Origin of the sequence: Kitasatospora sp. NPDC086791, from assembly GCF_040685975.1 — a bacterium.
GTDB lineage: Bacteria > Actinomycetota > Actinomycetes > Streptomycetales > Streptomycetaceae > Kitasatospora.
Map to the genome: position 1 here is coordinate 412,070 of NZ_JBFBOC010000002.1, position 23,097 is coordinate 435,166.

Sequence of the window (23,097 nt, forward strand, 5' to 3'; positions counted from 1 at the left end):
GGGCTGCGAGGGTTGAGCGGACTGCACGGGCTGCACGGACTGCACGGACTGCGTGGGCTGCGCGGACTGCGCCCCAGGACCGTCCGCGCCCGGATCATCGCGTTGCTGATGGTCCCGGTCGTCTCGATCGTCGCCCTGTGGGGGTTCGCCATCGTCACCACCGCCCAGGGCGTCTGGGACCTGCTGCGCCAGCGCGACGCCCAGCGCACCGTGCTCACCCCCGTCGCCGACACGGTCGCCGGGCTGCAGGCCGAACGTGCCGCGGCCGGACAGCTATTGGCGACCCCGGCGAGCGCACCCACCGCCGCCCGGGAAAGTGCCCTGCGCACGGCCGCGGCCGCCACCGACCGCGCGATCACCCCGCTGTTCCCCGATCCCCGGCACCCCGACGAGGGTTACAACCGCGCCGACGCCCAGGGTCTCGGCGCCGACGCCGCCGCCCGCCTGGACGCCCTCGGCGCCTCCCTCGCCGCCCTGCCCGAGCTGCGCGGCCGGGTGCTGGCCCGCAGCATCGGCTGGCCCGAGGTGTACCTCGCGTACGGCGAGGCGGTCGACCGGGCCCTCGCCGCAGCCGGCGCCGTCACGCCGCAGTCGCAGCCGCATTACCCGGCCGCTGCCGACACCCGGGTGCTGCTGGAACTGGCCTGCTCCCGCGAGCTGTTGGCCCGCGAGGACGCGCTGCTGCGCGCGGCCCAGCTCTCCGGCGCGCTCGGCGAGGACCAACTGCGCGAGTTCTCCGGTGCGGCCTTCGCCCGGCGGGAGTTCGAGCGGGGCTCCGCCACCGACCTGCGCCCGGCCGACCTGCGTCCCGCCGACCGGGAGGCGCTGCTGGCCGTCACCGGCGGACCGGATCACCGCGAGCTGGTCGGGTACGAGGAGAAGGTCCGGGCGGCCGCCGACGGTCGGACGGCCGTCGCCGCGGTGCCGGCGGACCGGTGGGCGATGGTCGCCGGGAACGTCGCGAGCGGCCTGCGCGCCGTCGAGGACCAGGCCGGACGGGTCGCCGCCGAGCGCCAGAACCCCTACGCCCTGGGCCTGTTCACCCCGGCAGGCGCGGCGGTGCTGCTCGGCCTGGTCGGCGCGGCGGCCTCGTTGGTGATCTCGGTGCAGATCGGGCGCGACCTGGTGACCGACCTGATCGGCCTGCGAAACCGGGCACTTGAGCTGGCCGGTCGCAAACTCCCCTCCACCATGCAGAAGTTGCGGGAGGGTGAGGAGGTCGACATCGAGGCGGAGGCGCCGCGGCCGACGGGCCGGGACGACGAGATCGGCCAGGTGCACCGAGCGCTCGGCACCGTCCAGCGGGCGGCCGTCACGGCGGCGGTCGAGCGGGCCGAGGTGCTGTCCGGGGTCTCCGGGGTGTTCGTCAACCTCGCGCGCCGCAGCCAGGTCCTGGTGCACCGCCAACTCACCCTGCTGGACGCGATGGAGCGCCGCACCGAGGACCCGTCCGAGCTGGCCGACCTGTTCCGGCTCGACCACCTCACCACCCGCATGCGCCGCCACGCCGAGGGCCTGATCATCCTCTCCGGTGCCGCGCCCGGCCGGGCCTGGCGCAGGCCCGTCCCGCTGGTGGACGTGGTGCGCGCGGCCGTCTCGGAGGTCGAGGAGTACGCCCGGGTCGAGGTGCACCCGCTGCCGCACGCCGCCGTCGGCGGGCACGCCGTCGCGGACCTCGCCCACCTGATCGCCGAACTGGTCGAGAACGCCACCGGCTTCTCCCCGCCGCACACCCGGGTGCGCATCCGGGGCGAACAGGTCGGCACCGGCTACGCGTTGGAGATCGAGGACCGCGGCCTCGGCATGGGCCCGGAGGCCATGGGCGCGGCCAACCGCCGGATCGCCGCCGCCGCGCAGACCGACCTCTTCGACAGCGACCGGCTCGGCCTGTTCGTGGTCAGCCGGCTCGCCCGGCGGCAGGGCGTCAAGGTCTCGCTGGTGACCTCCGCGTACGGCGGCATCACCGCGGTGGTCCTGCTGCCGACCGCGCTGCTGGCCGACGCGACGGCGGGCCGGGCGGAGGGCTGGGCAGCCGGCCGGTCGGCGGGTCGGACAGCGGCTCGGACAGCGGGTTGGTCGGCCGGTGAGTCGGCGGACGGCTGGCGTCAACCGTACGACCCCGTGCCCGAGCTGGATGTCCCACTGGTCGATGCCGGCGCCTCCGTTCCGGTCGGCGGCGCCCACCCGGGCCGGCACGACCGGGAGTTCGCCCCGACGGGCGGCGGGGACGGCCCACGGGACACCGGGAACACAGGACTTCCGGCGGCGGGTGGGCCGCTGCCGGAGGGTGGGGCGCTGCTGCCGTTCGGCGCCCGGGGGAGCGACCCCGGGCCGGTGCGCCGCACTCCCCTCCGGGCCTCCGGGGCCCGGGCGGCAGGTCCGGCTGCGGACGGGGGCCCGGGTGCGGCCGCCCGTCCGCAGTCCGGGCCGCCGCAGCCGTACCGCACGGGGCCGGAGGCCGCCCCGGGGCCGGGTGAGCGCCGACTCGACCCGGGGCCCGAGGAGTTGCCGCGCCGGACCCGCCAGGCGAACCTCGCTCCGCAACTGCGCGGGGCACCGGCCGGACCGGGCCCGCACACCCGCCGTACGGGCACCGCTCCCTCCGGTCCGGCGGCGGCGCCCGGTACGGGGACCTCGGGGCGCGGCTCGGCGAGCCGCAGTTCCGAGAGTCCTGAGCGTCCCGGGAGTCCTGAGCATCGTGAGCATCCTGGGCGTCCGGGGCGCCGCAGATCCGAAAGCACCGGGAGCCGCAGCCCCGAGGCGGCGCGTGCGGTGATGGCGGCCTTCCAGAACGGGTGGGTGCGCGGCCTGCGCCCCGACGACGGGCCGGACGACCGGCTCATGGACCGATCCGGCGCTCGGCCCGCCACTCGGCAGCCCGCCACTCGGCCGCCCGTCGATCAGCCGCCCGCCGATCCGCCGCCGACGCAGGGCCCGCGTGGCCCGCTGCCCCCGCCCCGACCCCAAGGAGATCGCCCGTGATCGGCACCACCCACCGTGTGGGCGAGCTGAACCGGCTCCTCGACGAACTGGTCCGGCGCGCCCCCGAGGTGCGGTTCGCCGTGATGCTGTCCGTCGACGGACTGGTCGTCGGCACCTCGGCCGGCCCGCGCGAGGACGGTGAGCACCTGGCGGCCGTCGCCTTCGGCTTCCACGGGCTGGCCAAGGGCGCCGGCCGGCACTTCGGTGCGGGCGAAGTCCGGCGGACCATGGTGGAGTTGGACGGCGGCTACCTGTTGGTCGCGGCATCGGGGGAGGGCACCTGCCTGGCCGTGTTCGCCGACGCCCGGGCCGATCTCGGTCTGCTCGCCTACGAGATGGCCAGACTGGTCCGCCGGGTCGGGGAGCACCTGAGCACGGTGCCGCATGCGGTGGACGGCTGGTGAGCCCGGTGCCCCGTCCGTCGCCCGAGGGCCCGTCCTCCGAAGGGCCGTCGCCCGGGGGCCCGTTTCCCGAGGTCCCGTTTCCGGCGGGCCCGCCCCCCGGCCGACGTCCGGAACATCCGCGGGCCGAGCCCGGCGGCCCGCCCCGTAACCCGCTCGCCGCCGCCCACCGGGCCCGCTGGTACGACGACGAGGCCGGCCCCCTGGTCCGCCCGTACGCCATGACCCGGGGGCGCACCGGGGCCGGTGAGCGGAAGCTCGACCTGATCGCCGTCGTCGTCTGCGACCTGCCCGACCCGGCGCTCGCCCCGGACGCGTCCGATCCGCCGGTCGGTCCGGAGCAGGCGCGCATCCTCGCGCTGTGCCGGGGCACGCCGCTGTCCGTGGCCGAGCTGGCCGCCGAACTCGACCTGCCGGTGGGCGTCGTGCGCGTGCTGCTCGGCGACCTGTTGGCGGCCGGGCTCATCCGGGTCAACCGCCCCGTCCCGCCCGCCCTGCTCTCCGACGAGCGCATCCTCCAGGAGGTCGTCCATGGACTCCGCGCACTCTGACCACCGGTCCGGCCGGTCCGATCCGACCGAGTCCTTCGGGGCGTCCGGGGCGTCCGGGGCATTCGCGGCGGAGGACCCCGTCGGCAGCGTGCTCGCCCTCAAGATCCTGGTGGCGGGCGGCTTCGGGGTCGGCAAGACGACGCTGGTCGGCGCGGTCAGCGAGATCCGCCCGCTGCGCACCGAGGAGCGGCTGACCGAGGTCGGTCGCGGGGTGGACGACCTCGACGGCGTGGAGCGCAAGAGCACGACGACGGTGGCGATGGACTTCGGACGGATCACCATCCGTGAGGGCCTGGCGGTCTACCTCTTCGGCACCCCGGGACAGGACCGGTTCTGGTTCCTCTGGGACGAGCTGGCCCAGGGCGCGCTGGGTGCGGTGGTACTGGCCGACACCCGGCGCCTGACCGACTGCTTTCCGGCCGTCGACTTCTTCGAGCACCGGGGCATCCCGTTCGTGGTCGCGGTGAACCGCTTCGCCGGGGCCCGGGAGTTCGGTCCGGGCGAGGTCGCCCACGCGCTGGACCTGGACGCCGGTACGCCCGTGCTGCTCTGCGACGCGCGCCACCGTTCGTCGGGCAAGGAGGTGCTGATCAACCTGGTCGAACACGCCGGCCGGGTGCGTGCCGCCCGGCTGCTCGCGGATGCCGCGCCGACGGGTTTCGGGTGAGGCGGCGTCGGGGCGGGGGCTGACGGCTGACGGCTGACGGCTGACAGCGTTCAGAGTTCAGATGACAGACTTCAGCGAACAGATGACAGATTTCGAAATCTGTTCGCTGTCATCTGTTATCCGTTGCGAACTTTCCCTCCCTGCCCGATCGGTGACGTGTTGCTCGCGAACGACTGCGCAGAGTGAGGCGGCGGACTATGATGTGACCTGTGTCACAATGCGTCCGATTGGGCTGCGACCAGGCCCGATCGGGTGTTCGGGGTGCCGATTCCCGGGGAGAGCGGCATGGCGGATTGCAGCGGTCGATGGATGGACACCGAGCCGGAAAGGGGCTTCGGCCCGCGCGGGGCCGGCGGTCAATCGGCCGAATTCAACCGGGTGTTCACCGACCTGCTGCCCAGGCTCCAGCAGGCGGCCGCCTCGCTCACCGGGAATCCGCTCGCCGCCGGGGACGTCGTCCACGACGCGTACCTGCGGATCGCCCGTCGCCCGGAACGCTTCCTCGGCCATCCGCAGCCGTACGCCTACGCGTTCACCACGATGGTGAACATCCTGCGCGACCAGTGGCGCCGGGAGCGTCGGCGGATCCCGATGCCCGAGGTGCCGGAGGCGGTCGCGAGGGTCGAACGGGACCGTGCCGCGTCCGATCCGTGGGTGGGCGGGACGGCCGAGCTGCAGGCGCGCTGGGAGGTCGTCCGGCTGCTGGGCCTCCTGACCGCCAAGCAGGCCCGGGCGGTGGCGCTGGTCGACCTCGACGGCTACAGCGTCGACGAGGCCGCCGAACTGCTCGGGCTGCACCGCAGCACCCTGGCCGTCACCCGTCGTCGCGCCCACGGGCGGCTGCGCGCCGTCCTCGAACGGGAGCGCGAACGGGGCTGCGGATAGCGCCCGCCGGACCGACCGGGCGCCCACGCGCCGCCGCCGACCGTGCCGTGTCGACACCGCCGCCTACTGCGCCGCTGTCCGCCCGCGAGGGGGGCGGCCCGACGCACCGAGCTGACGGCAAGTCAGGTGATGTGCCGCCCCGGCCCGTACGCTGAAAATCGTGATCACGTACGAGGACCACCGCCTGCGCGCCCTGGCCGAGGACGGCCGTTGGCACGAGCTGCTCGCCGCCTACCGGCAGGGCCGGGCGGCCGCCGTGGTCGAAGCGGGGGAGGAGGCCGCGGCGTCCCTGACCGCGCCGCTCGGTCATCTGATCGCCTACGCCGCGCCGCCCGAGCTGGCCGTCCGGCTGTTCGATCGGGATGGCGGCGAGGGGACGGTCGCCGGGGTGGCCGACCACGACGCCGGACCGCTCTGGGAGGTGCTGGCGACCCGGCACTCCTGGCTGCGGCTGGCCCCGCTGCTCGGCCCGGCGCCGGTGCGCCGCCTGGTCGCGCACACCCGGGTGCTGCTCGGCGAGGACCTCTCGTACGGGGCCGAACCCGACCCGGAGGGCGTGCCGCTGCGGCTGGAACCGTGGGAGGCGGCGGGGTGGGAGGAGTCGGCCCGGGTGCGGGAGTACCTGCCCGGCGGGGGTGCGCGGAGCGCGCTGCTGACCCTGCCGGCCACCCGGGAGGGCCTCGGCGAGGTGGCACTGCCGGCGCCGGTCACGCGGACGGACGGACGGCCCGGTGGGCAGCGGATCACCCGGGCACTCGCCGAACTGGGCGCGCTGGCGCCGTGGGCGCGGGTGGTCTGCGTCCGCGGCGAGGCCCCGCTGGCGGCCGCCCTGCTGGCCCGCGGCCGACGGGTGGTCGGCGGGTACCTGCCGTTCGCGCTCGCCTACCCGGCCCTGGTGCGGGCCGCCGCCGTCGGACGGGCGCAGGGCTGCGCCCACGGGCGGCTGGGGCTGTGGCGGGCGCTGGTCGCGATGGCCGGGGCGGACGGGTCGGCGCCGGGTGAGGTGAACGCGCTGGTGGACCGGATGCGCTGCTTCACCTGGCAGGAGCCGGCGGCCGGGCTGCACCACCTGCACGTCGCGCTGGAGGATCCGGCCAGTGGGGTGGCCTGGGCGGTCAGCGGCTCGCAGGAGCTGTGATCGCGGGGGTGTGAGGGCAGCCGGTCGTAGCGGGGTCGGGGAACGGGAGGACCCCCGGCCCGGCGCCGTTTCCGGGGGTTGGTGGGAGGCGCCGGGCCGGGGGAGTGCGGGGGAACGCGCGGCCGCTCAGGCGGCGGCGGGCTCGGTGTCGTGGGAGGGGACGGCCTCCGGGGCCACCGCGGCGGTGACCGCGGGGGCGACTGCAGGGGTGTTCCCGGGGGCGGCCTCGGGCGAGACCTCCGGTGCCGGGTTTCCGGCGCCGGCGCTCCCGGCGCCGTGGCTGTCGACCAGGGTCAGCTCGTCGAACGGCAGCTCGCCGGCCAGCACCCGGCGGGCGCGCTCGGTGTCGAGCTCACCGGTCCAGTGTCCGATCAGCACGGTCGCGACGGCGTTGCCCGCGAAGTTGGTGAGCGCGCGGGCCTCGGACATGAAGCGGTCGATGCCGACGATCAGGCCGACCCCGTCCACCAGCGCGGGCTTGTGCGACTGCAGTCCGCCCGCGAGGGTGGCCAGGCCGGCGCCGGTGACCCCGGCCGCCCCCTTGCTCGCGATCACCATGAACACCAGCAGCGAGAGCTGCTCGCCGATCGACATCGGCTTGTCCATCGCCTCGGAGATGAAGATCGACGCCATGGTCAGGTAGATCGCGGTGCCGTCGAGGTTGAAGCTGTAGCCGGTCGGCACGGTGATGCCGACGACCGGGCGGCTGACGCCCAGGTGCTCCATCTTGGCGATCAGTCGGGGCAGGGCGCTCTCGGAGGAGGAGGTCGAGAGGATGAGCAGGAACTCGCGGCCGAGGTACTTCAGCAGCGCGAACACGTTGACCCCGGCGACCACGCGCAGCAGCGTGCCCAGCACCACGACGACGAACAGCGCGCAGGTCAGGTAGAAGCCGATCATGATGACCGCGAGGCTCTTCAGCGCGGCCGTACCGGTGGCGCCGACCACGGCCGCCATCGCCCCGAAGGCGCCGATCGGCGCGACCCACATGATCATCGCCATGACCCGGAAGACCAGCCGCTGCACGTGCTCGATCCCGCGCAGCACCGGGGCGCCGACCGGGCCCATCGCCTGCAGGGCGAAGCCGGTGAGCAGGGCGACCAGCAGGGTCTGCAGCACCTTGCCCTGGGTGAGGGCCGAGAACATGGTGTCGGGGATCATCCCGAGCAGGAAGTCGGTGGTCGACTGGGCGCCGCCGGCCGCGGCCTGGGCGTGGCCGGACTTGGCGAGCGCGGCGGTCAGGTGCAGGCCGCCGCCGGGCTCCAGGAGGTTGCCGACGGCCAGACCGATGGCCAGTGCGACGGTCGACATGGCGAGGAAGTAGCCGAGGGCGAGGCCGCCGACCTTGCCGACCTTCGCCGCCTTGGTCACCGAGCCGATGCCCAGCACGATGGTGCAGAAGATCACCGGGCTGATCATCATCTTGATCAGGTTGACGAAGCCGGTGCCGACCGGCTTGAGCTCCACGGCGAAGCCGGGGGCGGCCAGCCCGACCACCACACCCGAGACCACCGCGGCGATCACGGTGAGGTAGAGGTAGTGGGTCCGGTCCTTGCGTCTGGGTCCCCCCGCCGTTGCGGCTCCAGCGATCGACATCTGCGGCTCCTTCGCCCTGCAGTCCTGGCGGCCCCGGGTGGTGGGCCGATCCGACTATGGGGCCGGGGCGTGACGGGGGTCACGTTTGCGTTCATAGAGTTCACGGCCGGTGCACCGGGGTCGGCCGCGCCTCCGGTGGTGCACACTGGCTGGCATGTCCGAGCGCACCGCCCCCACCGCCCGGCGCCGTCGGTTCCCCCTGTCCCGTCTCTCCCGCCCGCTGCCCCGTCGACTGCCGCTGTTCCGCTCGTCCCGTCCGCTGCCCCGCCGACTGCCCCGTCGACTGGTCCGCAGCCTGGCCGGGCAGCTGTTCGTCGTGCAGGTGGTGATCGTCGCCGCCGTGGTCGCGGGCGGTGCGGTGCTCGCGTACCTCTTCACCGCCGACCGGAACGAGGACGCGGCCCGCCGCCAGGTCACCGCGGTCGCCCACGCCGTCGCCGACTCGCCGTCCGTTCGGGCGGCCGTGACCGGCCCGGACCCGACCGCGGTGCTCCAGCCGTACGTCGAGCAGGTGCGGACGGACACCGGCGTCTCCTTCATCACCGTCATGGACACCGACGGCGTGCGTTGGACCCACCCGCTGCCCGAGCAGATCGGCAAGCGCTACCTCGGGCACATCGACGGGGCGCTGGCCGGGCAGACCCGGAGCGAGACGTACACCGGCACGCTCGGTCCGTCCGTCCGGGTGGTCACGCCGGTGTGGGACGACCGGCACCGGGTGGTCGCGCTGGTGAGTGCGGGCCTCACCGTCGAGTCGATCTCCGCGCAGCTCAGCGGCCCGCTGATGGCCCTGGTCGGGGTGGCGGTGGCCGCGCTCGCGCTCGGCGGCGTCGGCACCTACCTCGCCAACTCCCGTCTGCGGCGGCACACTCACGGCATGGGAGCGGACGAGCTCAGCCACCTCTACGAGTACCACCAGGCCACGCTGCACTCGGTGCGCGAGGGGCTTGTCCTGCTCGACCGCTCGCACCGGGTCGTGCTGTGCAACGACGCCGCCCGTGAGCTCCTCGGCCTGACCGGTGACGTGGACGGACGGCCGATGGCCGGGCTGGGGCTGCCGGAGGCGCTGGTGGCGGCCGTGCTGGGCGAGGATCCGGTCCGGGACGAGGTGCACCTGACCGCCGAACGGGTCGTGGTGCTCAACACCTCCACCATCGGCACCGGCCTCGGCCGGGTGGTCACCTTCCGGGACCACACCGAACTCCAGTCGCTCAGCGGCGAGTTGGACTCCGTGCGCGGCTTCACCGAGGCGCTCGGCGCCCAGGCGCACGAGGCCGCCAACCGGCTGCACGCGGTCGTCTCGCTGATCGAACTCGGACGCCACGAACAGGCGGTGGAGTTCGCCACCGCCGAGCTCGAACTCGCCCAGCAGCTCACCGACCGGGTGGTCGCGGCGGTGAGCGAGCCGGTGCTGGCCGCGCTGCTGCTCGGCAAGGCGGCCCAAGCAGCCGAGCGGGGCGTGGAGTTGACCCTCACCGAGGACAGCCGGATCGACGACGGGGTGCTCCCGCCGGGGCTTTCCGCCCGGGACCTGATCACCGTGCTCGGCAACCTGATCGACAACGCCGTGGACGCCGCCATCGCCGGGGCCGCGCAGAGCCCCGTGCCGCCGGAGGTCACCGTCACGGCGCGGATCGACGGGGCCGGCGCATGCGGGGCCGGCCCGCACGGTGACGCCTCCCGCAGTGACGCCTCCCGCAGTGACGCCTCCCGCAGCGACGCCTCCCGCAGTGACGGCGCACGCGGTGACGGCGCACGCGGTGACGGTTCGCGCGACAGCGGTGGTGCGGGCGCGGGCGGCGACTGCCTGCTGCTGCGGGTCGCCGACACCGGCGCGGGCATCGCCCCCTCGACCGTCGAGGACGTCTTCCGGCGCGGCTGGAGCACCAAGCAGGACGGCCGCGGGCACGGCCTCGGGCTGGCACTGGTCGCCCAGGCCGCCCGGCGCAACGGCGGCACCGTCGAGGTCGGCCGGGACCGGGGCGCGGTGCTCACGGTCCGGCTGCCGCTGGCCCGCCGGTCCGGGGAGCCGGGGGAGGTGCGGGAGCCGCAGGAGCCGGGTGAGCCGCGGGAGCCGGACGGGCTCGGGCGGGCGGGGCGCGCGCCGGAAGGAGTCCCGGCATGACCGCGCGCGACGGAGCCGGCCCGGCCGGGATCTCCGTCCTGGTCGTCGAGGACGACCCGGTGGCGGCCGCCGCGCACACCCTGTACGTCGAGCGCGAACCCGGCTTCCGCGCCGTCGGCACCGTCCACAGCTGCGCCGACGCTCTGCGCTTCCTGGACCGGGCCCGCGCCGCCGGGACCCCCGTCGACCTCACCCTGCTCGACCTCTACCTGCCGGACGGCCACGGCCTGCAGCTGTGCCGCACGCTGCGCGCCGCCGGCCACGGCACCGACGTCATCGCGGTGACCTCGGCCCGCGACCTCGCCATGGTCCGCCAGGCGGTCTCGGCGGGCGTCGTGCAGTACCTGCTGAAACCGTTCAGCGCCGCCGCCCTGCACGACCGCCTGGAGCGCTACGCCCGCTACCGCGACAGCCTCGGCCGCACCGGCGAGGCGACCGGCCAGGACGAGGTGGACCAGGCGCTCGCCCTGCTCCGCACCCCCGAGCGCAGCACCCTGCCGAAGGGGCTGAGCGCACCCACCCTGGACACCGTCGCCTCCGTGCTGCGGGACGCCGCGACCGGACTGTCGGCGGCGGCCGCGGGCAGCGCCGCCGGGGTCTCCCGGATCACCGCGCGGCGCTACCTGGAGCACCTGGTGGACACCGGGCGGGCGGTGCGGGAGCCGCAGTACGGGAACGTCGGGCGGCCGGAGCTCTGCTACCGGTGGAAGGCGAAGGTCTGAACGCTCCGGGCGCCGGCGGTACGGCCGCTCGCCGGCGTGACCGGGGTGACCGGTGTGACCGGGGTGACCGGGGTGACCGGGGTGACCCTCCGCGGGCCTGCCGGGTCGGGACGCGACTTTTCGAGGCGTTCCGATTCGGGGCGTGACCTTCCGGCGGGACGGTCGTTGGAAGGACCGGGGGTGTCGGAGGACTGGGGCGGGGCGAAACCGGGAGAGGTTCACTCGCGCGGGTGATTCTGGATGCCCTGGAGGCTTTTCGCCAGGTCAGGAGCGGTAAAGTTAGGCTTACCTAACTTCTCCTGGGGGTTTGTCGTGTCGCTCGCTGCCGTACCCGTCCAGGCCGCCTCCGGAGCTCCGGCCGCGGGTGAGGCCATCCTGCGCCGTCAGCGCGTCCGCGAGTCCGCCGCCAGGACGTACGCCCGCTCCTTCCCGATCGTCCCGGTCCGCGCCAACGGCATGACCGTCGAGGGCGCCGACGGGCGGCGCTACCTGGACTGCCTCTCCGGCGCCGGCACCCTCGCCCTCGGCCACAACCACCCGGTGGTGCGCGAAGCCATCCGCCGCACCCTCGACAGCGGGGCCCCGCTGCACCTGCTCGACCTCGCCACCGCCGAGAAGGACGACTTCACCAGCGCGCTGTTCGACAGCCTGCCCGCCGCGTTCGCCACCCGCGCCCGGGTGCACTTCTGCGGCCCGGCCGGGACGGACGCCGTCGAGGCCGCGCTCAAACTGACGCAGACCGCCACCGGCCGCTCCGGCGCGCTCGCCTTCACCGGCGCGTACCACGGCATGACCGCCGGCGCGCTCGCGCTCACCGGCAACGTCGCCGTCAAGGAGCCGCTGCCGAGCGGCGGCGAGGTCGTCCGACTGCCCTACCCGTACGGCTACCGCTGCCCGTTCGGCGTCGGCGGCGAGGCCGGCGCCGACCTCGCCGCGACGTACGTCGAGCGACTGCTGGACGACCCCTCCGGCGGGGTCGTACCGCCCGCCGCCATGATCCTGGAGGCCGTCCAGGGCGAGGGCGGCGTCGTCCCCGCGCCGGACGGCTGGCTGCGCGAGATGCGCCGGATCACCGCCGAACGCGGCATCCCGCTGATCGTGGACGAGGTGCAGACCGGCGTCGGCCGCACCGGCGCGATGTGGGCGGTCGAGCACAGCGGCATCGTCCCGGACGCGATGGTGCTCTCCAAGGCCATCGGCGGCAGCCTGCCGCTCGCCGTCGTCGTCTACCGCGAGGACTACGACGGCTGGCGGCCCGGCGCCCACACCGGTACCTTCCGCGGCAACACCCTCGCCATGGCCGCCGGGGCCGCGACCCTCCGGTACGTCGCGGCGCACGGACTGGCCGGCCGGGCGGCCGTCGTCGGCGAGCGGATGGCCGCCCGGCTGCGCGCACTCGCGGAGGAACTGCCGGTCATCGGCGACGTGCGCGGCCGGGGGCTGATGATCGGGGTCGAGCTGGTCGACCCCACGGCCGAGGCCGACGCCTGCGGGGCCCGCCCGGCGGACCCGGCACTCGCCGTACGGGTGCGGGAGGCGTGCCTGGAGCGGGGCCTGATCGTCGAGCTCGGCGGGCGCCACGACGCGGTGCTGCGGCTGCTCCCGCCGCTCACCATCACGGACGAGCAGGTGGTGGCGGTGCTGGACCGGCTGGCGGAGGCGATCGCGGCGGCCGCCGGTCACCGGATCGCAGCCGGGGCGGGGGCCGGGTCTGACTCCGGGGCCGGCGCTGGATCCGGGTCTCGGGCCGCGTCCGGGGCGGGGGCCGCGGCCGTGGTCGCCGGTGCGGCGACGTCGGCGGGCGGTACGGGGACGGCGGAGCAGCGGTGAGCGGCCTCGGGTCCGGACCGGTCGGGCTGCCGGGGGGCGAGGTCGCGTCGGACGCGCTCTCCGGCGGCGCCGCCGGACCCGGCGCGCTCGCGCCGTTGCTGGCCACCGTCCTCGACGCCCTCGACGCGGGCATCGCCATGCGCTCCGGACCGCTGCCGGCGGGCAGCCCCGCCGAGATCGCCGCGCTCGTCGCCGACGCCCTGGCCACGACCGGCGGCCGCGACGCGCTCGCCCGGCTCACCGAGCTCCTCGCCTACGGAGCGGCCGACCCCGCCGACCCGGCCTGCGCCGCCCACCTGCACTGCCCGCCACTCGCCGTCGCCGCCGCGGCCGACCTCGCCGTGAGCGCCCTCAACCCGTCACAGGACTCCTGGGACCAGGCCCCCGCGGCCACCGCGCTGGAGACCGCGCTGCTCGCCGAACTCGCCGACCTGGTCGGCTACGACCCGCGGCGTTCCGCCGGGGTGCTCACCTCCGGCGGCACCGAGTCCAACCTGATGGGGCTCATGCTGGCCCGCGACCAGAAGCTCGACGGCATCGTGGAGCTGGACGGCATCCCCGCGGGCGTCCGGCCGTGCATCTTCGCCTCCGAAGCCGCGCACTTCTCCGTCCAGCGCGCCGCCGCGCTCCTCGGGCTCGGCGAACGGGCGGTCGTGCCCGTCCCCGTGGACCGGCGACTCCGGATGAGGGAGGAGGAGTTGGAGCGGGCGATGGCCGAGGCGGGCTGGGCGGGCCGGACCCCGATCGCCGTCGTCGCCACCGCCGGCACCACCGACACCGGAGCCGTCGACCCGCTCACCGCCGCCGCCGACCTCGCCCGCCGCTACGGCGCCTGGCTGCACGTCGACGCCGCGTACGGGGGCGGGGCACTGCTCTCCGACCGGCTCGCCCCGCTGCTCGACGGGATCGCCCGCGCCGACTCGGTCGCCCTCGACTGGCACAAACTCGGCTGGCAACCGGCCGCCGCCGGGGTCTTCCTGGTCCGCCGCGCCGAAACGTACGTCTCGCTCGCCCGCCGCGCCGAGTACCTCAACCCGGTCGACGACGAGCAGGCCGGCTACCCCAGCCTGCTCGGCCGCTCCCTGCGCACCACGCGCCGGGCCGATGCCTTCAAGCTCGCCGTCACCCTGCGCACCCTCGGCCGGGACGGCCTCGGCCGCCTCGTCGACACCTGCCACGACCTCGCCCGGGCCGCCGCCGACGCCATCCGTGCCGAGGCCTCCCTCGAACTGCACGCCGACCCGGTCCTCACCACGGTCCTCTTCCGCTACCGACCACCGGGCGTGACGGACGGGGCGGCGCTGGACGAGATGAACGGTCGGCTGCGGCGGTTGCTGCTGCGCGGCGGGCGCGCGGTGGTCGGGCGTACGGAGCTGCCGGGGGAGGGGCCGGGCCGGGTGCGGCTGAAGCTGACGCTGCTGAATCCGCACACGACGGTGGGGGAGGTCGGGACGTTGCTGCGGGAAGTGGTGGGTGCGGGCCGGAAGGTGGCGGGCGAACGCGCGGGGTAGCGGGGTGGCGGCCACCGGGCTCGTCGGGGTGGGCCCGCCGGGTGGGGTGGTCGGATGCGGGGCCGGTCAGGTGCCCAGGAGGATCTCGCGGGTGAGTTCCCAGGTGTGGGGGTCGGCGGCGACCAGGAGGCCGTCCTCGCAGCCGGGGGCCTCGGGGCGGTACGGGGTGCCGTCCAGGCGGGCGGAGACGCCGCCGGCCTCGGAGACGAGGAGGGACCCGGGGGCGTGGTCCCAGGGGAGGGTGCGCCAGTAGAGGAGGAAGTCGAAGCGGCCCTCGATGACGTCGGGGTACTCGATCCCGGCGGCGTGCCGGCCGGGGGAGACCTCGGCGAAGGCCGCGCAGTTGACCTGCAGGCGGTGGCGGTGGTCGGGGTCGAGGTGGCGGCTCTTCACCGAGCCGCGCAGTTCGGCGGCGTCCTGTGGTGCCGGCGGGCGGGTGAGCCGCTCGCCGTCGCGCCAGGCGCCGGAGCCCAGCTCGGCGCGGTAGGCCGTGGCGGTCGCGGGCTGCCAGATCCAGGAGGCGACGGTCCGGCCGCTGCGGACGAGGGAGCACATCACGGCGTACTCGGGGCGGCCGGCGACGAAGTTGGCGGTGCCGTCGACCGGGTCGACCAGCCAGGCGGCGGGCTCGTCGTGGAGGGCCCGGGCGAGGGACGGGTCGGCGGCGACCGCCTCCTCGCCGACCACGGGGATCGGCAGCAGTTCGTACAGGCGGCGGGCGATGATGGCCTCGGCTTCGCGGTCGGCGACCGTCACGATCTCCCCGGGCGCCTTCTCCATCACCTCGCCGGCGGCCAGCGCCCGGAAACGCGGCTCCACCGCCTCGGCCGACGCCTCGGCGAGTATCTCCGCCACCCTGTCCATCAGCACGTTCGCGCTCCCTTCGCTGTGTACCACTCTCCCACGACCGCGGGAAGGGGGCGGCGGCGGACGGGGGTGCGAACAGCCAACAGCCGACAGACTTCAGCTAACGGATGACAGATAACAGCGGACAGATTTCGAAATCTGTTATCTGTCACCTGTCATCTGTTACTCGTCATCCGGTATCCGTCATCCGGTACTCGTCGCTTGCCGTCACCCGCCCAGGTAGTGGAAACCCGGGCGGGGGTGCATCAGGAACTCGTGGTGCGAGATGTTCCACGCGTACGCGCCCGCCATGGCGAACAGCACGCGGTCCGCGGCCCGCAGCCCCGCCGCCCCCTCGGCCGCGCGGGCGAGGACGTCCTTCGGGGTGCAGAGCTGCCCGGCCAGGGTGGCACGGCCGGTGGTGACGGCGGGGCGCGGCCACGGGTACGGCCAGGCGTCCACCGGGAGCACGTCGAAGGGCTGCGAGTGCCCCCGGGTCGCCGGGGTGCGCAGGTGGTGGGTGCCGCCACGGACCACCGCGAAGTCCTCGCCGTGGCTCCGCTTCACGTCCAGCACCTCGGTCGCGTACCAGCCGCAGTGGGCGGTCAGCGCCCGGCCCGGCTCGATCCGCAGGGTGAGTCCGGGGTGGGCGTCGAGCAGCGTGGCCAGGCCCGCGCCGAAGGCCGTCCAGTCGAAGCGCGCGGTCGGGTCCGCGTAGTCCACGGCCATGCCGCCGCCGATGTTCACCTCCGCGAGCGGGAAGCCGTGCCGGTCCGCGAGCGCGGCCGACCACGTGACGATCCGCGCCGCGACCGACAGCTGCTCCGCCGCCGCCAGCCCGCTCGCCAGGTGGGCGTGCACGCCACGCAGGCGCAGCTGCCGCCCCAGCGGGCCGTCGCCGGTGAGCAGCCGGACGCAGCCCTCGGCCTGGTCCGGGTCCAGTCCGAACGGCGTCGGCCGTCCGCCCATCGCGAGCGGCACCGCGTCGAGCGCGTCCGTGCCGACCGCCAGGTTGACCCGCAGCAGCACGTCCACGACGGTCTCCGGCCGGTCGGCGAGTACGGCGGCGAGCCGGTGCAGCTCCTGCTCGCTCTCGACGTGCCAGCGGTACACTCCGGCCGCCACCGCGGCGGCGATCTCGGCGGGGGTCTTGCCCGGCCCGCCGAACGCCAGCGGGGCGTCCGGCACGGCGGCCCGGACGTGCGCCAACTCGCCGCCGCTGGAGACCTCGTAGCCGTCGACGAGGTCGCGCAGCGCGGTGAGCAGCGGCACCTCGGGGTTGGCCTTGGCGGCGTAGTACAGCTCGACCCGCTCGGGCAGGGCGGCGCGGACGGCGGCGACGTGCGCGCGCAGCGCGGCCAGGTCGTAGACGTAGGCGGGCAGTTCGTCGGGCGCGAGGACGGCGACGTGGCGGCGGACGGTCTCGGTCATCGGGCGGTGCTCCCGGCGGAAAGGCGGACGGGAAGGCCGACGGGAAGGCGGACGGGTCCGTGGACGGGTCCGTGGGCGGGCAGGTCGGCGTCCGGGCGTGCGGGCATCCGGGCGGCCTCGGCGAGGACGGAGCCGGCCAGCGGGGAGGGCAGCCGGACGTACCCGGCCTCGCGGTCGGCCTTGCGCTCCCAGCGGGTCAGCAGATTGGCCTTGGCGGGCAGCGGGACCCCGGCGAGCAGGGCGCGCAGCCGGGGCGGGCAGCCGTGGGCGGCGGCGTACTCCTCCAGGGTGTCCCGGACGATCTGCCAGAGCGCGCACTCCAGTTCGGGGTGGAGATCGGCGAGGGCGGCGAGCAGTTCGGAGACGTGGTTGACCAGCAGGCAGTAGACCACCCGGTCCCAGCCGCGTTCGGCGTCGTACGTCATCGGGCCGGCCACGTCGGGCGGGAGGGCGGCGAGGATGTCCGCGTTGGTGAGGGTGCCGGGACTGGTGAGGGTGCCGGCACGGCCGAGGACGTCGGCGTCGGTGAGGATGCCGGTGGTGTGGTCGGGGACGAGCTTGGTGCCCTCCAGGTCGCGGAAGAGCACCTGGACGGGGTGGCCGTCGGCGTCCACGCCGATGAGTACGTTCTGCAGGTGCGGCTCCAGCACCACGCCGTGGTCGAAGTAGGCGGCCAGGACCGGTGGGACGAGCAGCCGCAGGTAGCCGCGCCACCAGTCGAGCGCTGCCGTGCCGTCCGCGCTCCGGTCCGAACCGGCCTCCAGCAGACGGGAGATGTGGGCGGAGCTGGTCGGGTGCTCGTCGGCGACGGCGGCCGCCAGCAGCGGGGTGACGCCGGGGCGCAGCACGCCGTCCAGGCCCTCGCGGACGATCAGGCCGAAGCCCTCGTACAGCGCGCGGTCGGGGTGGCCGTCGGCGCCGGGCAGGGCGAGGGTGCGGAAGGCCGGTTCGCGCAGCATCGCGGCGTCGGGGAAGCGCCGGGCGAGGTCGGCGAACGCCGGGGCGAGAAGCCTGGTGAGCGCGACGGCGCCGGTGAGCTCGTAAGCGGCGTTCTTCCGCACGCAGTTGGTGATGCGGACGTCGAGACTGAACTTCAGGAAGGCGCCGGCGCCGTGCAGGGTGCGCACCGAGGCGGTGGCGGTGAACCGCTCGCCGCGCGGGCCGAGGTCGAGGACATCGCCCCGGGCCATGGCTGCGCGCAACAGGGGGTGGTCGCCGATGAGTTGGAACTGCCAGGGGTGAGCGGGCAGCAGTCGGTAGCCGGCCGGTACGGCGCCGAGCCCGTCCAGCAGGGCACTGACGCTTCCGTCGAGCGACTCCTCGGCCAGCAGCTCGGCGCGGACGGCGAGGTGACGCAGCGGGAAGTCGGCGCGGGACTCCGGGGCGTAGTGGCGCCAGTCGTCGTGGGCGGCGGAGCGGGACTTGGGGGCCGGGTGGAAGCGGTGGCCGAACAGCAGGGCCTGCTCGGACTCCAGGTAGCGGTCGGGGCCGGCGGCCGGGCGGCGGTCCAGGCCCTGGTGGACGCCGTGGTGGCTGGACGCCACCTGGTCGAGGAACTCCTCGTTGACCGTGCCGGTGCGCAGCTCCAGCTCGTCCTGGACGTACCCGGCCAGCTGCTGCCAGCCCAACTCGACCCAGCTGCCGTCCCGTTCGACCTCGACCGGTCCGGTGAAGCGGTGCGCGCCGAGCAGCGAGGTGCGGCGCAGGGCGACCCGCAGCAGGGCGCCCCGGCGGGGCAGACGCAGCAGCAGGCGGCCGTCGGCGGCGGCGGTCTGGTGCTCGGGTGCGGAGACCTCGCGGAGCAGACAGTTCAGCAGGGTGTGGGCCACCGCCACGTCAGCAGTAGGGAGTTCGCCGGGTGCGGGGGTGTTGTGCTCGGTGGTGGTCTGCTCGGCGGTCATCGGCGACTCCAGCGCTGGCGGAGGGACGGGAGGGTGAGTGCGGTGGCCGCGACGGCGGCCAGCAGGGCGGCGGCGGTGCCGGCCACCACGGGGGCGGCGGCACCGAACCGTCCGTTGGCCAGTGCGGCGGTGGCGCCGGCGGCGACGGCGCCGCCCTTGGAGACGAGTTCGAGGCTGCCGAACATCCGGCCGGGCGGGCGGCCCCGGGCGGCCCCGGCGGCGAGTACGGCGAGGCAGACGAGGCCCAGTGTGAGCCCGGCCCCGAGCAGCAGGCGGACGGCGACGAACACGGGCAGCGAGTACGCGAGGGCGTGTCCGGCCAGGCCGAGCGCGACGAGGCCGAAGCCGAGCGCGATGCCGGTGTGCGGGCGGGAGTCGAAGGCCCGGTGGGTGCGGGCGGCGAACACCAGGTAGCACAGGTGCGGCAGTGCGAAGAGCACGCCGGTGGTGGTGCCGTCCACGCCGGGCAGGCGCTGTTCGGCGAGGGCGATGAGGTACGGGAAGGAGATGACCGTCGCGAAGACGAAGGCGAACTCGAAGACGTAGAGCGTCAGGAGCGGCGTCGTGGCGGTCTTCCCGGGCGCCCGGTCCGTGGCGGCCGCCGGGGCCTCGGGGCCCTCCGGTTCGGGCAGCAGCGAGAGGAACACCGCTGCCGCGAGCGGGAGTACGGCCATCAGCAGGTACTGGCGGTGCGGGTCGATCCACCGCGAGAGCGCTCCGACCAGGATCGGCGCGGCCACCAGGGCCGCCCGCGCGCTGCCCTGCATCAGGGTGAGCGCGCGGGAGAGCCGGGAGCCGTCGAGCGCGGCGGCCAGATAGCCGTTGGTGGCGGCGAAGGTGCCACCGAGGAAGCCCTGGAGGACCAGCGCGACGGTGAACGCGGGCAGGCTGTCGGCGGCGCCGGCCAGCAGGAAGGAGGCCGTGAGCCCGAGTTGGGCGCGCAGCAGCAGCCGTTTGCGGCCGAACCGGTCGGCCAGCCGGCCCCACAACGGTGCGCCGAGTCCGCTGAACACCGTCGGCACGATGTACAGCAGGCCCGCCCAACGGGCCTGCGGGTCGCCGAGCGGGGGCAGGATCGCGGTCAGGTACGGCGGCAGGCCGAGCGCGGCGAAGGAGGCGACGAAGTAGCAGGCCGCGACGGCGTGCACCTGGCGCCGACCGAGTCCGCCGGAGTGCTCGGCCGAGGGCGGTGACTGCTGCTGCAGGGTCTCCACGGTCATCGGGCGGTCCGGTGGGCGGCCACGGAGTCGCCTGCGGAGTGGTGTGCGGAGTGGTGCGCGGGCTCGCGTACGGCGTCGGGCAGAGGGTCGCGCAGGTAGTTGGGGCCGCTGGTGTAGTGCTTGTTGATGTCGGCGGCGCCCGAGCGTTGCTTGCTGAGCAGTGTCCCGGCGGTGACCATGGCCTTGACCGGCAGGCGCTCGGCCTCCAGCAGGGCCGCCCGCAGCGGTTCGCCCACCGGCCCGAGCCGTTCCACGGCCTCCGCCGTGCGCTTGCGCAACAGGGCCAGGGTGTCGGCGAGTTCCGCCCGGCCGTGGTCGGCGAGGCCGAAGGCGAGCGAGCCGGTGCACAGGTGGCCGGTGATGGTGGCGAAGAGGTCGGTGAGCGCCCGGTCGTCCGCGCCGAAGATCCGCGCGTCATCGAACTCCACGACGTCCGGGGCCAGTTCGCCGAGGGTCGCGGTCATCCGGGCGGTGTGCACGCGCGGGCCGTCGTCGTCCTTGAAGAGCAGCCGCAGACCGTCCCGGTCGAGTACCAGCGAGGTGTTCTGCTGGTGCGACTCCAGGGCGATGCCGTAGCCGAACAGCGTGGTCTGCCAGTCCAGCAGCAGTTCGAGCAGGGCGTCGTAGCAGGCCAGGACGGAGCCGCCGTGGTAGCGGTCGGCGAGGTGGTCGATGACCAGGCGGCCGTCGGGCGCCGGGGCCGACAGGGCGGCCAGCGGGACGGTCGACGCCTGCTCCAGCCCGGCCGGGTAGCGGCGCAGCAGGACGGCCAGCAGCTCGTGCCCGGCGTGCGCCCAGGTCTGCTCGTCGGCGTGCAGGATCCGGCCGGCGAACCGCGGTTCGCGCTTCAGCACGGCCTCGACCAGCCGCTGGCCGGCCGCGCCGTCGCGCAGGGTGCCGGGCTTGATGGTGCGGCGGTTGAGGCGGCCCAGGGTGGCGGTGGCGAGCGGGAGTTTGAGGTGGCAGGCGGGGGCGTCGGCGACGGCGACGGTGCGCATGGACAGGGTCGGGACGACGGTCAGGTACGGCCGGTCGGCGAGCACCGCGCGGCCGGCCAGGCCGGTGGCCGCCAACGCCTCGTCCAGCGGCGCGCCGACGGTGAGCGGGTGGACCGGCAGGGTGGTCCAGCCGTCGCCCGGGCAGCGGCCGGCCAGGCCGAGCCAGGCCGGGGTGGGCCACCAGCCGGGCAGTGGCCGCCCGCCGTGGAGGGTCAGCGCGTCGGTCGGCACGGCCAGCCAGTGCAGTTCGAAGGCCGGGTGGAACTCGGGTGCATAGGAGCGCAGTTCGGGCTCGGTGAGGCCGGAGCGGCCGCGTGAGGTCGGGTAGACCGGGTGGTCGAGGTGGGCGGCCAGGGTGTCGTGGCCGAGGGCGGCGGCGAGGCCGGTCCAGTCGGCCGGGTCGGCGCCGTACAGGTCGGTCAGCCGGTCGTGCACCTCGGCGCGGGTCCGTTCGTGCAGCTCCATGTTGGCGAGGGCCTGCCGGCACTCCTCGGCGAAGGCCGCCCAGCCGGGCCGGTCCTCGGCCTCGGCCAGTCCGGCGAGGGCCGCCACGACGGTGTCCGGGCCGGTGCGGCGGCGCCCGTCGAGCTCCAGGAACGGGAGCCGGGCGGCGTACTCGCACTGGAAGCCCTCCGGGGCCACCGGCAGGGCGAGGCGTGCCTCGGTGACGGTCAGCCAGGGCCCGTCCGGACGGTCCTCGACGGTGCCGCGGGTGCGCAGGCCGAGGACGTCCTCGCGCAGCAGGGCGGAGAGCACCCGCAGGGTGAGCTGCTCGGTGGCGGTGGCGGTGGCGGTCGTCGGGCGGGCGGCGGTCGTGACGCGGGTCTCGACGGCTGCGGGCCGGTGTCCGGCGGTCACGGGGTGATCTCCCAGCGGTTGGCCGCGAGGAAGCGGGCGACGGCGGTGTCCACCGCGCCCTGGTCGGTGCCGACGGCCCAGATGACGCCCAAGTAGTCCCGGTTGGTGCGGTAGTGCTCGTGACGTTCGCCGAGCGGGCGCAGGGGGCGGTAGGCGAGCCGGACTCCGTCCCGCTCCTCGTCGTACGGGCCCGGGGCGGCGGTGAGGGTGCCCGCGCGGTCGGCGCAGATCAGCTCGTTGCGGGCCCGGCGTGGGGTGGCGGCGCACCGTTCGGCCAGATCGGCGGGCAGCTCGCGGCCCAGGTGGACGCCGAGGACGAGCTCGAACAGGGGGAGGTCGAGGATCTCGGCGAGCATCAGGTCGCACTGGTCGCCGATGGCCCGGTAGTTGACTTCGATGAGGCGGGCGCGGCCGTCCGGCTGGAGTACGAACTCCGTGTGGCAGATGCCGAACCCCACGCCGAGTGCGTCGAGTTGGGCGAGAACCTGGTCGATCACCGGCTGCGGGTGCGCCGGGACGAAGGTGAGCAGCTCCTCGATGAAGTCCGGCGGCGGGGAGAGCCGGGTGCGGAAGCCGCCGAGGACGTGCCGTCGCCGCCCGTCGCCGAGGGTCTCCAGGGTGTACAGCTGACCGTCCAGGAACTCCTCGACCACCAGGGTGGCGCCGGCCCGGCGGTGCTGGATCTCCCGGCAGCGCCGGGCTAGTTCGGCGGCGTCGGTGACCAGGGTGACGTCCTCGCTGGCCACCCCCTCGCGCGGCTTGACCACGCAGGGGAACGGGGGGTCCAGCTCGCCCGGGTCCTGCCCGGGGGCCAACTCGGCCGACCAGACGGTGTCCTGGCCGGTCAGCGCGAGGTGGCGGCGCAGCTGTCCCTTGTCCTTGGCACGCAGCGCGGCCTTCCAGTCCTTGGCCGGGAGGCCGAAGTAGTCGGCGGCCAGGGCGGTCTGGATCTGCAGGTGGTCGCTGTTGCTGAACAGCGCGTCGGGCGCGTGGTCCGGGGAGGCCAGGGCGCGGCGGGAGACCAGGCTGACGACGGCGCGGAAGTCGCGCACGTCGCACTCCAGGACCTCGGGCGCGGCGAAGGGGAGCGCGGCGTAGGCCAGCCGGTGGGGTTCGGCGCAGTCGGTCAGGACGGTGACGTCGAGCCCGAGCCGGGCGGCGGCGGGCAGGAAGCCGTCGGTCACCGAGTCGGTGGGGTTCAGGGCGAGCAGGTAGAGGCGCATGGAGGGGTCCTCGGGGGATGGCGGAGGAGGGAAGCGGAGACGGAGGGCGGAGACGGCGAGCGGGCGAGGGGCGGATGACAAGTAACGGCGACAGATGACGGATGACAGATGTTGAAATCTGTCATCTGTCATCTGTCATCTGTCGCCTGTCATCTGTTCTCTGTTCTCTGCCATCCGTCGGCGGTCGGCGGTCGGCGGTCATCCGGTCACCG

At 75.0% G+C, this 23,097-nt stretch carries 17 protein-coding genes; 10 read left to right on the forward strand and 7 right to left on the reverse strand.

Annotated elements, in window-relative coordinates:
* The first annotated feature begins 12 nt into the window (after positions 1 to 12).
* The 6 genes from AB0Q99_RS05770 to AB0Q99_RS05795 all read left to right on the forward strand — a co-directional run bounded on the left by AB0Q99_RS05770 (position 13) and on the right by AB0Q99_RS05795 (position 6,624).
* Positions 13 to 2,982: a nitrate- and nitrite sensing domain-containing protein gene (locus AB0Q99_RS05770; protein ID WP_363568833.1), complete on the forward strand. Its 2,970-nt coding sequence runs from the start codon at positions 13 to 15 to the stop codon at positions 2,980 to 2,982.
* Positions 2,979 to 3,386 (forward strand): roadblock/LC7 domain-containing protein, encoded by a 408-nt coding sequence (locus AB0Q99_RS05775; protein WP_363568835.1) that lies wholly within the window; start codon positions 2,979 to 2,981, stop codon positions 3,384 to 3,386. The genes AB0Q99_RS05770 and AB0Q99_RS05775 overlap by 4 nt, the downstream gene beginning before the upstream one ends.
* Positions 3,387 to 3,586: 200 nt before the next feature.
* Positions 3,587 to 3,934: a DUF742 domain-containing protein gene (locus AB0Q99_RS05780; protein ID WP_363569264.1), complete on the forward strand. Its 348-nt coding sequence runs from the start codon at positions 3,587 to 3,589 to the stop codon at positions 3,932 to 3,934.
* The gene (locus tag AB0Q99_RS05785; protein WP_363568837.1) at positions 3,915 to 4,601 is read left to right on the forward strand and encodes an ATP/GTP-binding protein; all 687 of its coding nucleotides are present in this window, start codon (positions 3,915 to 3,917) and stop codon (positions 4,599 to 4,601) included. The genes AB0Q99_RS05780 and AB0Q99_RS05785 overlap by 20 nt, the downstream gene beginning before the upstream one ends.
* 285 nt (positions 4,602 to 4,886) lie before the next feature.
* Positions 4,887 to 5,486 carry an RNA polymerase sigma factor gene (locus AB0Q99_RS05790; protein ID WP_363568839.1) on the forward strand — a complete coding sequence of 200 codons (600 nt, stop codon included), beginning with the start codon at positions 4,887 to 4,889 and terminating at the stop codon, positions 5,484 to 5,486.
* Between the two features lie 160 nt (positions 5,487 to 5,646).
* Entirely contained in the window at positions 5,647 to 6,624 is a 978-nt protein-coding gene (locus AB0Q99_RS05795; RefSeq protein ID WP_363568840.1) for a hypothetical protein, read from the forward strand.
* A 126-nt stretch (positions 6,625 to 6,750) separates the two neighbouring features.
* Here the strand turns inward: AB0Q99_RS05795 and AB0Q99_RS05800 are convergent, their stop codons facing one another.
* Positions 6,751 to 8,220, reverse strand: coding sequence for a cation:dicarboxylase symporter family transporter (locus AB0Q99_RS05800; RefSeq protein ID WP_363568842.1), 1,470 nt, complete (start codon positions 8,218 to 8,220; stop codon positions 6,751 to 6,753).
* Positions 8,221 to 8,374: 154 nt separating this feature from the next.
* Between AB0Q99_RS05800 and AB0Q99_RS05805 the strand changes: the two genes are divergently transcribed.
* From AB0Q99_RS05805 to AB0Q99_RS05820, 4 genes are all read left to right on the forward strand, one after another.
* The gene (locus AB0Q99_RS05805) at positions 8,375 to 10,345 is read left to right on the forward strand and encodes an ATP-binding protein (protein ID WP_363568844.1); all 1,971 of its coding nucleotides are present in this window, start codon (positions 8,375 to 8,377) and stop codon (positions 10,343 to 10,345) included.
* Positions 10,342 to 11,067 carry a response regulator gene (locus tag AB0Q99_RS05810; RefSeq protein WP_363568846.1) on the forward strand — a complete coding sequence of 242 codons (726 nt, stop codon included), beginning with the start codon at positions 10,342 to 10,344 and terminating at the stop codon, positions 11,065 to 11,067. The genes AB0Q99_RS05805 and AB0Q99_RS05810 overlap by 4 nt, the downstream gene beginning before the upstream one ends.
* A 312-nt stretch (positions 11,068 to 11,379) precedes the next feature.
* On the forward strand, positions 11,380 to 12,897 hold the full coding sequence (locus AB0Q99_RS05815; protein ID WP_363568848.1) for a diaminobutyrate--2-oxoglutarate transaminase: 1,518 nt from the start codon (positions 11,380 to 11,382) through the stop codon (positions 12,895 to 12,897).
* Positions 12,894 to 14,408 carry a pyridoxal-dependent decarboxylase gene (locus AB0Q99_RS05820; protein ID WP_363568849.1) on the forward strand — a complete coding sequence of 505 codons (1,515 nt, stop codon included), beginning with the start codon at positions 12,894 to 12,896 and terminating at the stop codon, positions 14,406 to 14,408. The genes AB0Q99_RS05815 and AB0Q99_RS05820 overlap by 4 nt, the downstream gene beginning before the upstream one ends.
* 66 nt (positions 14,409 to 14,474) lie before the next feature.
* Here the strand turns inward: AB0Q99_RS05820 and AB0Q99_RS05825 are convergent, their stop codons facing one another.
* The 6 genes from AB0Q99_RS05825 to AB0Q99_RS05850 form a co-directional block, all read right to left on the reverse strand.
* A complete protein-coding gene (locus AB0Q99_RS05825) occupies positions 14,475 to 15,272 on the reverse strand; it encodes an inositol monophosphatase family protein (RefSeq protein WP_363569265.1) in 798 nt (265 codons plus the stop codon).
* Positions 15,273 to 15,482: 210 nt separating this feature from the next.
* Positions 15,483 to 16,685 carry a type III PLP-dependent enzyme gene (locus tag AB0Q99_RS05830; protein WP_363568851.1) on the reverse strand — a complete coding sequence of 401 codons (1,203 nt, stop codon included), beginning with the start codon at positions 16,683 to 16,685 and terminating at the stop codon, positions 15,483 to 15,485.
* Positions 16,682 to 18,586, reverse strand: coding sequence for an IucA/IucC family protein (locus tag AB0Q99_RS05835; RefSeq protein ID WP_363568852.1), 1,905 nt, complete (start codon positions 18,584 to 18,586; stop codon positions 16,682 to 16,684). The genes AB0Q99_RS05830 and AB0Q99_RS05835 overlap by 4 nt, the downstream gene beginning before the upstream one ends.
* The gene (locus tag AB0Q99_RS05840; protein ID WP_363568854.1) at positions 18,583 to 19,806 is read right to left on the reverse strand and encodes an MFS transporter; all 1,224 of its coding nucleotides are present in this window, start codon (positions 19,804 to 19,806) and stop codon (positions 18,583 to 18,585) included. The genes AB0Q99_RS05835 and AB0Q99_RS05840 overlap by 4 nt, the downstream gene beginning before the upstream one ends.
* The gene (locus tag AB0Q99_RS05845) at positions 19,803 to 21,560 is read right to left on the reverse strand and encodes an IucA/IucC family protein (RefSeq protein ID WP_363569266.1); all 1,758 of its coding nucleotides are present in this window, start codon (positions 21,558 to 21,560) and stop codon (positions 19,803 to 19,805) included. Before AB0Q99_RS05845 ends, AB0Q99_RS05840 begins: the two co-directional genes overlap by 4 nt.
* Positions 21,561 to 21,658: 98 nt before the next feature.
* On the reverse strand, positions 21,659 to 22,885 hold the full coding sequence (locus AB0Q99_RS05850; protein ID WP_363568856.1) for an ATP-grasp domain-containing protein: 1,227 nt from the start codon (positions 22,883 to 22,885) through the stop codon (positions 21,659 to 21,661).
* Between the last annotated feature and the right edge of the window lie 212 nt (positions 22,886 to 23,097).